The following is a 13,339-nucleotide window of genomic DNA, read 5'->3' as shown; positions in this document are numbered from 1 at the left end:
TGGAAAAAAATTTAACAGGTCACTAAATTAACGCTATCCTTGCATTAAAACATCATCATGCAAATAAGGAAAGCAACCCGGCAGGATATCCCCGCACTGAAAAACCTGTACCAGGGCACCATTATGCATGTTAACAGCCAACATTATAATCCGGCACAAGTCAGCGCATGGGCAGCCACCGGCGAAAGAATTACTTCTCTCGAAAAAAAAATTAAAGAACAATACTTTTATGTGGCGGTTACCACAGACAACACCATTACCGGATTTGCCTCCGTGGAACGGGATGGGGAACTGGATATGATGTATGTACACAAAGACTTTCAGGGGCAAGGCATTGCTACGCTACTCATACAACAGATCTATGATCAGGCAGCTGCACTGGGACTGTCTACGCTGACATCTTATGTGAGCATCACGGCAAAACCTTTTTTCGAAAAACAGGGATTCCAGGTGGTGAAAATGCAGGAGGTAATGTTGGGGGAAGTGGGGTTGGTGAATTATGAAATGGTAAAGACTATTTGATATTGTCCGGGGCAGGATTAGTCTGATTAAACTGATTTCATATTTTTATATCATCTCCTAACATCTTACAAAAAAATCAGTATAATCAGACTAATCCTGCCCCGGACAAATACTCGCACTATTTACTTTTCTTCGCTTTCCGCTCCGTCACATATCCGTTAAAGCTCATGGCTGATCTATCATTGCTGGTTACCTGTAAAGATGCATAACCTTCACTGGAAACGGTTAAGTTCATGGACTGTACTCCTTTGTTGTCTTTAGGTTTGATGGTGATTGTCCAGCCATCTTTTTTACCAGGCTTCACGGTATAATCGAAGGATTTGGTTTTGAAATCCAGCGGCGATTTGGTAGCACCATAATCAGCGGTATAAGCGCGGCCAAAAAACGGCAGATAGCTGACAACTGAGTCGGTAGAAACAGTCAGATTATAATCCGGTGTGATATTTCGCATGCGGCCGCTCATTGGAAAGGCATTCTGCGCCACGAATACATAGTTTTGTGCATCAATGAGTGATTTAATCTGTGCTGTTTTTTCGGCTTTTTTCTGCGCCTTGGTTTCCTGCGCAAACAGGCTGGTGGTAACGGTAAGGGCCAGTGCAAAAAGCAGGCATGTTTTTAAAACAAAGAACCTTTTCATATGGTAAGATTTAACAATGAGGGTAAGCCAATATCGTACCATAACAGCCGTTCCCCATTTTTTGTTTGCCTTGCTTCCTGTTAAATAACTTAATTTTAAGAGATGATTAAAACGGAATCATGCCTAACCCATATATTTCTCTACTGAAGACAGCCTGGAAATACGCCAGGCATCAGCGTAAAAAGTATTTGCTGATCTATACTTTATTTTTCCTGGCGAATATTGTCTTTTCACTGGCCCCTATGCTATTTGGCTGGTTTATTGGCAAAGTGCAGCAGGATACTGCTCACCTGCTGCGTTATGCGCTACTCTACGTAGGCGGATATTTAGCCATCAAATTCGGGGAATGGTGCCTGCATGGTCCTGCCAGAATTATGGAACGGCAGCTGGCCTTTAACCTGAGCCGCAACTTTCTGCAGGAACGGTATCACCAGGCGCTTCACCTGCCTGTAAAATGGCATCAGGATAACCATAGCGGTGCGGTGATTAACCGGATCAGGAAAGCATATGAATCGCTGAAAGAATTTTTTGAACGTGGCTTTATGTACATGCACGCGCTTTGCAAGCTGGTTTTTTCTGTGGTAGCCATGCTGTACTTCTCCCCTTTGTACGGCAGCATTGGAATTGTCATGGGGGTGTTGTGCATGTGGATATTGCTTCGTTTTGACCGGCCATTTATTAAAACGCTGAATGAAGTAAATGAGCAGGAGCACGTGGTATCGGCTACGCTGTTCGACAGTCTTTCCAATATCATGACGGTGATCACACTGCGATTGGAGAAGAGCATGGAAAACGGGCTGCTGGCAAAAGTACAGCGTATATGGCCTCCCTTCCGGAAAAATACGCTGATCAATGAATGGAAATGGTTTGTAGCAGAAATGGTGATTACCCTGATTTACTGTGTGATTGCACTGGGATATACTGTTCAGCATTGGGTGCCGGGCGAAGTGTTCCAGGTAGCCGGCCTGGTGATGTTACTGGGCTATGTAAACCAGTTCACCAGCGTATTCCAGGATGCTGCCTGGCAATATACCGATGTGGTTCAATTCAATACCGCCGTAGAAACGGCCTCCAATATCAGTGACGCCTATACGGCGCATCACCGCCCCGATACGGCACCGGAATTGCCGGAACATTGGCGCCAGATTACCATCCGGGAACTGAGTTTTTCGCACGTAGTAACAGATGAGGAAGTGAAGGGACCACACAGTTTACATCACCTCCAGCTGTTAATAGAAAAAGGTAAGAAGATTGCGCTGATAGGCGCCAGCGGTAGCGGAAAAAGTACCCTGCTGGCAATTTTGAGAGGACTGTATGAACCATCGGCCACCACTACGTTGCAGGTGGATGGGGCGCCGTTACCGCTGGCTTCCCTGAATGAAAGTGTGACCCTGTTCCCGCAGGAGCCGGAGATATTTGAAAACACCATCGAATACAATATTACATTGGGCCTCCCCTTCTCTGCAGAAGAAGTGCTGGCCGTATGTGAAAGTGCGCACTTTTCGGAAGTGGTGGAACAATTGCCGCAAGGCCTTGCCGCCGATATCCGGGAAAAAGGTGTGAATCTTTCCGGCGGACAAAAACAGCGACTGGCGCTGGCCCGCGGCATCCTCGCCGCACGCGACAGCCAGGTAATATTGCTGGATGAACCTACCAGTAGCGTAGATCCAAAAACGGAAGCGATGATCTATGATAAAATGTTTCAGGCTTTTGCTGAAAAAGCAGTGATTTCTGCGATGCACCGGTTGCACCTGCTGCCACAGTTCGATTATATCTACGTATTACATCAGGGCAACATTGTAGCGGAAGGTACCTTTACCTATCTGCGTCAGCATAGTCCTGCATTCCAGGAATTATGGCGGCACCAGGAAAGTGCGTAAGCGCAGTAACAGCGTTTACGTACTTCCGTGTACGTTAGACCGATGCTTTTCTTTCTTTACCGTCATTTTTATCATGCAAAGTATACGGTTCGTTAAGAATGGGCCACTCATATATTAAAAATTATTACCTTTGGTCACAGACCATTATCAGACAAATTGATTTTTAGGAAAGGATAGATATGATCCTTCGGTGGATATCATTTTTTAAGTACCTGAGTATCAGCAATTGTCGTTCTTATATTTTCATCCTATGCCAAGGTTCTCTCCCAGTAGCTATTAGATAGACACTATGACCACCATATGCAAAAAATTTCACTGTACGACCTGAAGCGCAAAGTGAAAATCAGCCAGGAGCCAGATGAAATTATCACCGGGCTCGGATACAATCTCTCTTCTCTTACCATGGATGAGCGTTCCGAATTACTTTGCGATTTACTCGAAAACCAGGAAATATTTTTTGAAGCAGCAGAATTATTGATTGAAGAAGGAGGAGCAGATATACATTATAAGAGAGAAGGTATTATTCCCATTATCTTTTGTGCGGTAGGTGCCAACAAGCCTCAGGCGGTACAATACGCCATGAAAAAAGGTGCGCGGCTGATCGTGGATAATCCGGATTATCTTTTTGCCATTGCATATATTTTTAAACACAATCGTCTTGTAGCGATTACAGATATGTTGTTGCTACTGATTGAGCATAACATTCACTTCAATTTTGTGCTGGCCAGTTTGGATACCCCTTTGCTACTGGCCACCAGACATAATAACAACCGTGAAGTAGTACAATACCTGTTGTCGGAAGAAGTAGATAAATATGTGTATGATGAAGATGGATTTACGGCTGTTCACTATGTACCTTTTGCCAAAGCCCCTAACCTGTATAAAGATATGATCACCTGTATAGCTGATGTACAGGTTAAAACAAAATTTGCCACCAGTATGGAACCTGTGTTTGAATGTGTGATCAAAGTGAGTGAACACCACACCTTTGAGGAATTTATTCATGAGGCCATGAATGCTTTTCTGGAAAACAGGCACCGGATGTATGACGATATTTTTGAGAAGTATTATTACCGGCTCCACCTGATTGCCGAACATATTTCCAACATCCGTGCTGGCCTGGGAGATAGCGGATGAAAGGATGCGGATATTTTTTTCTCAAAAAAATAAATGCAACTATGTTGCAAATAAGTATATTTGCAGCTGACTTATTCAAAAGCATATGCAATCATACGATGTCATCATTACGGGAGGCAGCTATGCAGGGCTTTCTGCAGCCATGGCATTAGGCCGCTCGCTAAGAAATGTGCTGGTACTGGACAGTGGCGCTCCCTGCAATCAACAAACACCGCACTCTCATAACTTTCTTACCCAGGATGGCGCCACACCTGCCGATATCGCTGCCAAAGCGAAGGCACAGGTAGCGCAATATCCCACTGTACATTTTAAAAATGGCCTCGCCGTTAGTGCAGAAAAAAATGCGGAAGGCTTCCTGCTGCGCACCGGCGCCGGCGAAACTTTCCAGGCCCGTCTCCTGCTTTTTGCAACGGGCGTAAAAGATGAAATGCCAGCTATCAAAGGCTTTGCGGAATGCTGGGGCATTTCCGTATTGCATTGTCCTTATTGCCATGGCTATGAAGTAAAGCAGATGCCGACCGGCATCCTGGCCAATGGCGACCTGGCGTTTGACTTCGCCCGGCTGATCAGCAACTGGACCCAACAGTTGACCGTATTTACGAACGGAACTTCCCTGTTGTCGGAAGAACAAACCGCAAAGTTTGCCCGGCACGGAATTGCCATCAACGAGCAGGAGATCGCTGAAATTGTTGCGGACCACGGACAGGTAAAGCATCTGTTGTTTAAAGACGGCAGTGTACAATCGTTACAGGCAATATATGCCCGACCGCCTTTCCGGCAGCACTGCTCCATACCGGAGGCGCTGGGTTGCAGCTTAACAGAAATGGGGCATCTGGCAGCAGATCATTTTCAGGCCACCAATATTCCTGGCGTATATATAGCAGGGGATGCCACTTCTCCCATGCGTTCCGTAGCAGCGGCAGTAAGCGCGGGCAATATGGCGGGAGCTGCCATGAACCGGGAACTGATACTGACTGATTTTTAGTTTCCCTGAATGCACTGACAAAGCTTGTATATGTGAAAAGGTTTTGATATTTTAGTCAAACAGACTATTTTGCCATCACCTAAATTAACCAGAATGTTCACAACCCTTACTGCTTTGGCCGCTGTATTTTTCCTGGCCCATGTTTTTCTCCTGTTTACCTCTTTTGGAAAAGCCGGCTTTCAGAAACAAAAATACTTATGGTCGCACATTACCCTATGGATTACCGGCGCGCTAGCTGCCCTGATTGCCATGATGTATGCCGGGAAATCGGTATCGGGTGTCCTGGATGTATTTAATACGCCAGGAAAGGCGGCCTTGTTGCTGCTGATTGCGTTTGCGCTATCTGGTGCTGCACACAGCATTGTAAAATTACTAGTGCTGCCTAAATATCAGAAAACGGCTTAACTAACTCAGATGATTATACGAAAGAGGTGCAGCAGACAACTGTTGCACCTCTTTTTGTTCCTACTTGATTATTTCGACAAAGGGCTTGTCATTCTTCACCTCATCAGATACTGGGTTCTTTCTTTCCTTGTGATCGGTAGTCCCCGAATAAAGTGAAACGTTAAAAAAATCAAACGCACGGCTTTTCCCCGTACAACACAATACTATGGCTGACTTAGCAATATCCGGCCTCTATGGAAAGACTATAGAAAATGTTAAAGGTGGAAAATAATATTTCTGCTTCAACAATATTTATTATATTTATAGCTGTTGATCCTGGTTTCTTATAACCGCCGGCACTGACTGGCTACCGCAACACCTGCACAAACTCCGCAGGACTCTGCAGATGATCACCATCAAAAGAAAAATTGCGCGTTGAAATCACTTTCATAAATAACTATTTTATTAGCACGAAAAGAGAGACACATTTTTATGAATAAGAAAGATATCTGGAGATATAAATCTTTGGAGCAGTTGGAGAATAAGACCTGGGGAACGGCCACAGAACAAGATTCAGGAATAACTCAGAAATCTCTTGCATTAGTGAAGGTACCTGTAGCAAAATTATCCGCCAGCGAACTGCGGACGTTAATCGGACAATCATTTAATCCAATCTACCTGGTACCTTTGGCCTTAGAGATATTAAAAAATGATGTACTGGTAACTGCCGGTATGTATCCTGGAGACCTGCTGAAGAATGTACTGGACGTACCTTCCTCCTATTGGGGAGAACACCCTGATCTTCACCAAAGCCTGATCAGTATGATGCAGGAGAGAAGTGAAGAAATAGAAACTGAAATCGACTTACCTGAATTCTGGCGTAAGAAGGCAGAAGCGTAATAACGTAACAGGTAACGCCGTTAAGGCGAACTGCTTCAATCCAATTTACATTTTGGTAGCTATTGCATTTTGATAAAATGCAGCAGAAAGCTATTGTAGCGAATGATCAGCGAGGATTTTGTCTTTGTACAAGATTAAACTGATTATACTGATTTTTTATTTTTAAGATTTTAGAAGATGACGGGGAGATGAAAGCAAATATTGCTGCCATCTCCTGTCTTTCTTAATCCATAAAATAAAAAAATCAGTATAATCAGTTTAATCTTGTACAAAGACAAAATTCGCTCAGATCCTCGCGGGAATAAACTGTAGCTAAAAACTAACGGCTGTTAATCAATCTTCGAAATCGAACAACGACAACTGGGTAGCATTAAGCGGCTTCCCTTCCGGTACTGATGTTTCATGAAAATTAGACAACGTAATACCGAGTAGCCGTATACGTTTGTTTTCTGGTTCAGATGCAGCCAACAACTGTTTGGCCGTTTCAACAATGGTATCAAAATCACCTACCGGAGATGGAAAAGATTGGTTGCGGGTAATCTGCTTAAAATCACTGTATTTTATCTTTAGCGTAATCGTCCGCCCTTTCAGCTGATATCGCTGCAGCCGGTCGTATACCGTTTTACCAATTTTGATCAGCTCCGCCTCCATGTCCTCAATGGTGGTAAGATCATAAGGAAATGTATCTTCTGCGCCGAGTGATTTTGTTTCCCGGTGAGGCTGCACTTCGCGGTCGTCCTGCCCGCGCACAATACGATAATAAAAACTACCTACTTTACCGAAATGATTCTTGAGGTCCTGTTCCGATAACTTTTTAAGATCGGCGCCGGTAAAGAGTCCCATCCGTTTCATTTTGTCGGCGGTCACTTTTCCTACTCCATGAAATTTCTCCACCGCCAGCTGTTCCATAAATGCTTCAATGGAAGACGGACCTATGAAGGTGAGCCCATCTGGCTTATTGAGATCTGACGCTATTTTGGCAACAAACTTATTGACAGATATGCCTGCGGATGCAGTGAGCTGTAACTCATCGCGGATCGCCTGTTTGATCTGCTTGGCAATTTCAATAGCAGAACCAATATTTTGCTTATCGCTGGTGACATCCAGATAAGCTTCATCCAGCGATAACGGCTCAATCAGGTCGGTGTAGCGTGAAAATATTTCGCGGATATGCCGGGATACTTCTTTGTAGGCATCAAAACGGGGGCGAACAAATATCAGCTCCGGACAAAGCTGCAATGCCCGCTTTGACGGCATCGCAGAACGCACCCCAAACTTACGGGCTTCATAACTGGCTGTCGCCACTACTCCACCCCGCCCCTCCGGGGAACCACCTACCGCAATAGCTTTACCGCGATAGAGCGGATTATCGCGTTGCTCTACAGACGCATAAAATGCGTCCATATCAATATGAATAATTTTTCGTTGTATGCTTTGTACGTCTTTCTCCATGTCTACACCCGGAAGCGCCTCAAAGATACAACGAAAAAAAATGCGGTAATGCCGCCAAAACAGCAAATACATTAACTTTAAACCCTAATTTCTTCACTGTGAACGACAACGATCAGGAATATAGTTACGAACATCAAAAATTCGAAAATATCATATGGGATGGCAACACCATTTCCGGCAAGGAATTCTATGAATGTAAATTCTACAAATGCAGTCTGAAAGAATGTATTTTGGTGGACTGCTCCTTTGAAAATTGCACATTCGAGGATTGTGATTTATCACTGATCCAGTTCAAAAAAACAGCTTTCAGCCGGATCACCTTACTGCATTCTAAAGCCATCGGCATAGCATGGACCAACGCCCGCGATCCACTCACCGTAGATTTTCAACACTGCCGCATCAGCTATGGAACCTTTGCCGGTAAAAACCTGAAGAAAGCGGTGCTTATACATTGTCAGGCGGATGAAGCAGACTTCACCGACTGTAACCTAACACAGGCCAACTTTACAGGAACAGATCTTGCAGGCGCACGGTTTGTTGGCACCGATTTAACCCAGGCGAATTTTGTGGGAGCACATCGCTATGCCATTAACGTACAGGAGAATAAAATAAGAAAAGCGAAGTTTAGTTTGCCAGATGCGCTGGCATTGCTGGATGGACTTGGGGTGGAGATTGTGGAGTAGACATAGGGAATGATTTACTTTTCTGTGATTTTAAGTCCAAAACTATACTCATAGCTAATACGGCCAGACATATCCGCATTATTCTGCCAGGCAGACTCAAGATGACTTAACTGAACAATTTCTTTGGTTGTTTTGCCCTTAAATTTTTTTGATACTGCCTTCAATACAGCGACTTCCGATGCAGCAAAAAGCGGATCATTTTCTTCATTCAATTTAATGTTCACATCGCTGAAAAACTGATCTCCTACAAAGTCCTGAAATGCTACTTCTGTTACATTGATTAAGCCTTTATTCAAAAGATAATTATAAACACTCCCATAATTATTGGGCACCGGTCCCTTTGCAAAGGCCTTGTAACACAAGCCACTTATACCATTACCGTACTTTTTGAAATGAATAAAATCAGCATAAAATAATAGCTTATTTAGTGCGGTTGTAAATGGCTTATTCTCTTGCGCAAAAAAAAGGATCATACCAGCAATTCTTTTAATATCTGCCATTCGAAACCCATTTAGTATGTTCGGATACTTACTTTCGAAAAGATAAAAATATAATTTCTCGTCAATGGCGTCCACAGGTGCTGCTTGATTTACTTTGCGCAATACGCGGTCATATTCGTGTGGCTCAAATGCCCCCTGGCTAATATCAAGTAACTTCCTAAACTCTTGCGGGTCCTTGGCTAATCGAATTAGTCGCCCGGTTGCAACACTCGGAATTTCACCACCTTCATATTGGCGGTATACATTGACTCCCAGTCCTAATACCTCACTCATTTTTGCAGCACTCAGCCCGTATTGCTCTCTTATCGCCTTAATTTCTTCCACGAAAGGAATTCCAAACTTAGACCGGTACTTGTTATGTACCTGTGCTATATTGAGTTCATCTGATTCTGTGTCAGTAAACTCTTCACCGGAATCAACGCATTTATAAAAATGGAAACAGATGGAAAACTTTTCTTTACGGTATTCCAACTTTTTCATTTCTGTTTTTAATTCAACTTTACCGCCTGTAAATGGACTTTTCATAAACTATTTTTTAAAGGGATACTTCATTTTATATGAGGCAAGATGAAATGAAATACAAATAACACATGCATCAATAGTTCCCATCGTTATTTATATACACTTCCTTTCCCTTAACATCTTTACCAAACACCCACATATCTGATCCTCCGTTCAATTTTTCTGTGAGAGGCCCCTCACTGTAATCAATTATCTCCAGAGATTTGAGCACCTCTGTCCGCTGCTGGGGTCTGATATCTAAATCGAGTAATGCTTCTAAATTCTTCTCTCTATTGGTAAAAATCACACCCCATATATCCAGTTTAACAAAAAATGCTTGTAGGAAGCCCAGTACTTTGGCTTTTTCAGATATCATCGTGGTTGGTTTTTCAATCACAAATATATCATAAAACAACTAATTAGTTGTTTTATTTCTGAAAAAGATTAAAAAACGAATCCCCGGCAAAATTTTGCCGGGGATTCGTTTTTTAATCTTTTTCAGCTTACTTCAACGGCTTTATCCGATAATCATAAAACTGATCTGCATATGGTATCCTATACTCCTTCAATGGCATAGATCCCCAGCTATCTATTCCCTGTACACCCGACTGCTGCATATCTACGTGCATATACACGGTATTACGCGGCACCAGCTCACCGGAATGATATTGTTTCTTATCTGCTTCCGGATCGAGATCATCAAGACTATACGGCAAAGCAGAAAAATTAAGGAGTTGGGTGGTATATTCAAATCTCAATCCCTTCCCTTTCTTATTGGTGATATTCACCCAGCGTACATCCGACTTATTACCACTTTCCTGCGGGCGGGCATAAGGGAAATACTGGCTATCTACTGATTGCTGATAAAGCCCTACGAAAGATGCCGTTTTTCTATCCCAATAGTTTTCCCATGGACCACGACCATAGTAACTGATGCGGCTGAGTTGTTTATTCAGCGGCAAATCATTACCCACACGCAGCAGCAACGGATATTTTCCTTTGATCACATTCAGCTGATTACCTACATCTACGGAGCCATCGCCATATACTTTAAAGGTCTGCGTAATGGTTGCTTCTCCGGCTAAGAATTCCTTTTTGATGGTGACAATGTAAGCCGTGTCTGTTTTTTGTAATTCGGCGCTGAGTAGTTTACCTTCCTCTGCGGCATTGCGCCATTTACGCAGGGAGTGATTAAAGCCGGCGCCGATATCATTATCTGTTGGCGCACGCCAGAACGAAGGCTGGAGGCTTCCTTCCAGCAAGGTATCTCCCTGCAGCACATAGCTATTTAAGGCGCCCTTGTTCATATCAAAAGTCAACGCAAAACCGCTTCCCTTGATTTGTAATACGCCTGGCTTTTCTATGGCTGTTAATGCTGAAAGCTGGCGAACTGCTGCAAAGTCAGGCTTCACCAACGGACGCCATACAAACTGCGATGCAGCGATTTCGTAGCCCGCCGGGATAAAGGGTTCCTTTGTTTTCAGCTGATAACGCACGTTCAGAAAATATTCACTGCCAACTTTAGTGCTTACTTTTATTGGTAACAGCAAGGAAATGGTTTGTTGTGGTCCTGCTTTAAGATCGCTGATGGTGCCACGTTGTACCGGTTTTCCATCTTCCAGTATTTCCCATACCAAACGGTAGTTAGACAGATCCCGGAAGAAATACCCATTCCGGATGGTCAAACTATCGCCCTGGCCCAAAGTGGTGTGAATATGCTGGTACACTTTCTTCACTTCCACCGCCATGGGTGTGAGGCCGCGATGTGCGGTCACCACGCCTTTTACGCAGAAATTGTTATCGCTGAAATCTTCATTTACGGGACCACTCAGTGGGAAATCGCCGCCGTAGGCGAGAATGCGTTTACCATTTTTTACGGTATCGATGCCCTGATCTATCCATTCCCAGATGAATCCGCCCTGTAAATAGGGATTGTTTTCAATGGCGGTCCAGTATTCCTGGAAGTTACCCAGGCTGTTGCCCATGATGTGGGCGTACTCGCTCATGATCATCGGACGATCAGGATTACGCTGGGAATACTTCACCAGAGAACCCGGCGATGGATATTGCGGTACAATCATATCCGTGTTATAGTCGTGCTCCGCGCGTTCATACTGCACCGGACGGGTACTGTCTTTCGCTTTCAGCCAGTCGTACCCTTCGTAGAAATTGCAGCCATTACCGGCTTCATTTCCTAACGACCAGGTAATTACCGCTGCATGGTTTTTATCTCTTTCGTACATGCGTTGTATCCGCTCCAGGTGAGGAATACGCCACTGCTTATCATTCGCAAACGTATAGGCAAGATCGTAGTAGCGGCCATGTGATTCAATATTGGCTTCGTCAATCACATACAGGCCGTATTCATCGCAAAGCTGCATCCAGTAGGGATCTGGTGGATAGTGAGAATGACGTACTGCATTTACATTCAGTTGTTTCATCATTTCCATGTCTTTACGCATATCGTCTTTGGTAAGCGTATGGCCCTGTGTAGCATTGTGTTCATGCCGATTTACTCCTTTCAGGAATACGCGTTTACCATTCACGAGGAAGTTCCGGTCTTTAATTTCGATAGAGCGGAAACCAACGCGCTGTGGAATTACTTCCAGCACTTGTCCTGTTTTATCTTTCAGCGTGATGTAAAGGGTGTACAGGTAGGGTATTTCGGCCGACCAGGTTTGTACGGCGGGTATTTCTTTGCTGAAAGCAATGGTAGATTTATAATTGCCCAATACTTTCTGTATACCGCGGGATTCTTCACTGTACACGCTTTTCCCGGTGGCATCACGGAGGTCTACTGCTACGGAGAAGGTATCGGGTTTGCTGTGATTGGTATTTTTATCGATACGATAATTATCTACCTCCATCGCTATTTTAAAAATACCGTTGGTATAGGATTGATCTAATGTGGAGGTGATTTTAAAATCGCGTACATCTATTTTCGGTGTAGCATAGAGGTAAACGTCTCTTTCAATACCGGAGATGCGCCACATATCCTGGCATTCCAGATAAGAGCCATCGCTCCAGCGGTATACCTGTAGTGCTACCAGGTTTTCACCGGGCTTTACATATTTGGTAATATCAAATTCTGCAGCCAGTTTACTATCCTCACTATAGCCAACCTGCTGACCATTTACCCAAATGAAGAAGGCAGATTTCACGGCGCCCAGATGAATGAATACCTGCTTGCCGTTCCAGTCCTGCGGGATATTKATTTTCTTGCGGTATGATCCTACCGGGTTATTATCTTCCGGAATATCAAAAGGTGCATGCAGGTCTTCCCCGGTTTTAGCACGACCGGCAAACTCGTAAGGCTGATTCACATAAATGGGTAATCCATATCCGTTCACTTCCCAGTTAGCGGGCACTTTGAAATTATCCCAGGCGGCGTCATTGAAATCTGGTCTATAGAAATTTTGTGGACGTTTCCGCGGGTCCTGTACCCAGTTGAATTTCCAGGTGCCGTTGAGCGACAGGAAGCAAGCGGATTTTTCCTTTTCCTGTTGCTGCGCCAGGGTGGCATTTTCATATGCAAACGCGGTGGCCCGCATCGGCATTCTGTTGACCGATACCACTTCCGGCGTTTGCAATTCGGTGGGTAATTGTTGCGCCCAACCGTTCATAGCAAAAGCGGTCAGCGCTACCAATAGTAGTCTTTCTTTCATTGTTCAAGTATACGTTCAGTAACGTATAAAGAAAGAACTTTTTTTTAAACCGGTGCTATAAATTTGATGAGCGTGCAGGAGGAGGGGTAATGC

12 protein-coding genes are annotated in these 13,339 nt (G+C 44.1%); 7 read left to right on the top strand and 5 right to left on the bottom strand.

From position 1 onward, the window contains the following. Positions 1–57: 57 nt before the first annotated feature. Positions 58–522, top strand: coding sequence for a GNAT family N-acetyltransferase (locus AC1DFM_RS28565; protein WP_477080190.1), 465 nt, complete (start codon positions 58–60; stop codon positions 520–522). A 118-nt stretch (positions 523–640) separates the two neighbouring features. On the opposite strand, the gene AC1DFM_RS28560 is transcribed toward AC1DFM_RS28565, so the two are convergent. Next, complete coding sequence (locus tag AC1DFM_RS28560) at positions 641–1,159, bottom strand: DUF4251 domain-containing protein (RefSeq protein ID WP_477080189.1); 519 nt, start codon at positions 1,157–1,159, stop codon at positions 641–643. Between the two features lie 119 nt (positions 1,160–1,278). On the opposite strand from AC1DFM_RS28560, the gene AC1DFM_RS28555 reads away from it, so the two are divergent. The 5 genes from AC1DFM_RS28555 (at position 1,279) to AC1DFM_RS28535 (ending at position 6,445) form a co-directional block, all read left to right on the top strand. Then, on the top strand, positions 1,279–3,039 hold the full coding sequence (locus AC1DFM_RS28555; RefSeq protein WP_477080188.1) for an ABC transporter ATP-binding protein: 1,761 nt from the start codon (positions 1,279–1,281) through the stop codon (positions 3,037–3,039). Positions 3,040–3,339: 300 nt separating this feature from the next. After that, on the top strand, positions 3,340–4,176 hold the full coding sequence (locus AC1DFM_RS28550) for a hypothetical protein (protein WP_477080187.1): 837 nt from the start codon (positions 3,340–3,342) through the stop codon (positions 4,174–4,176). Between the two features lie 85 nt (positions 4,177–4,261). Further along, on the top strand, positions 4,262–5,161 hold the full coding sequence (locus AC1DFM_RS28545) for an NAD(P)/FAD-dependent oxidoreductase (protein ID WP_477080186.1): 900 nt from the start codon (positions 4,262–4,264) through the stop codon (positions 5,159–5,161). A 93-nt stretch (positions 5,162–5,254) separates the two neighbouring features. Further along, positions 5,255–5,566: a hypothetical protein gene (locus tag AC1DFM_RS28540; protein ID WP_477080185.1), complete on the top strand. Its 312-nt coding sequence runs from the start codon at positions 5,255–5,257 to the stop codon at positions 5,564–5,566. Between the two features lie 513 nt (positions 5,567–6,079). After that, positions 6,080–6,445, top strand: a complete 366-nt coding sequence (locus AC1DFM_RS28535) for a contact-dependent growth inhibition system immunity protein (RefSeq protein ID WP_477080184.1) — start codon at positions 6,080–6,082, stop codon at positions 6,443–6,445. 333 nt (positions 6,446–6,778) lie between these two features. On the opposite strand, the gene dinB is transcribed toward AC1DFM_RS28535, so the two are convergent. Then, positions 6,779–7,969, bottom strand: a complete 1,191-nt coding sequence (gene dinB / locus AC1DFM_RS28530; protein ID WP_477080183.1) for a DNA polymerase IV — start codon at positions 7,967–7,969, stop codon at positions 6,779–6,781. Positions 7,970–7,995: 26 nt separating this feature from the next. Here dinB and AC1DFM_RS28525 point away from each other — a divergent pair, with 26 nt between their 5' ends. Next, positions 7,996–8,580 carry a pentapeptide repeat-containing protein gene (locus tag AC1DFM_RS28525; protein ID WP_477080182.1) on the top strand — a complete coding sequence of 195 codons (585 nt, stop codon included), beginning with the start codon at positions 7,996–7,998 and terminating at the stop codon, positions 8,578–8,580. Between the two features lie 14 nt (positions 8,581–8,594). Here AC1DFM_RS28525 and AC1DFM_RS28520 read toward each other — a convergent pair whose 3' ends face one another. From AC1DFM_RS28520 to lacZ, 3 genes are all read right to left on the bottom strand, one after another. Next, the gene (locus tag AC1DFM_RS28520) at positions 8,595–9,605 is read right to left on the bottom strand and encodes a type II TA system antitoxin MqsA family protein (protein WP_477080181.1); all 1,011 of its coding nucleotides are present in this window, start codon (positions 9,603–9,605) and stop codon (positions 8,595–8,597) included. Positions 9,606–9,675: 70 nt separating this feature from the next. Continuing rightward, complete coding sequence (locus AC1DFM_RS28515) at positions 9,676–9,957, bottom strand: hypothetical protein (RefSeq protein ID WP_477080180.1); 282 nt, start codon at positions 9,955–9,957, stop codon at positions 9,676–9,678. Between the two features lie 127 nt (positions 9,958–10,084). After that, the gene (lacZ, locus tag AC1DFM_RS28510; RefSeq protein ID WP_477080179.1) at positions 10,085–13,246 is read right to left on the bottom strand and encodes a beta-galactosidase, LacZ type; all 3,162 of its coding nucleotides are present in this window, start codon (positions 13,244–13,246) and stop codon (positions 10,085–10,087) included. Positions 13,247–13,339: the final 93 nt, after the last annotated feature.

The organism is Chitinophaga sp. 05T412 (assembly GCF_056396465.1).
The sequence above is the reverse complement of the archived record's forward strand: the minus strand, read 5'-3'. Positions and strand labels throughout refer to the sequence as shown.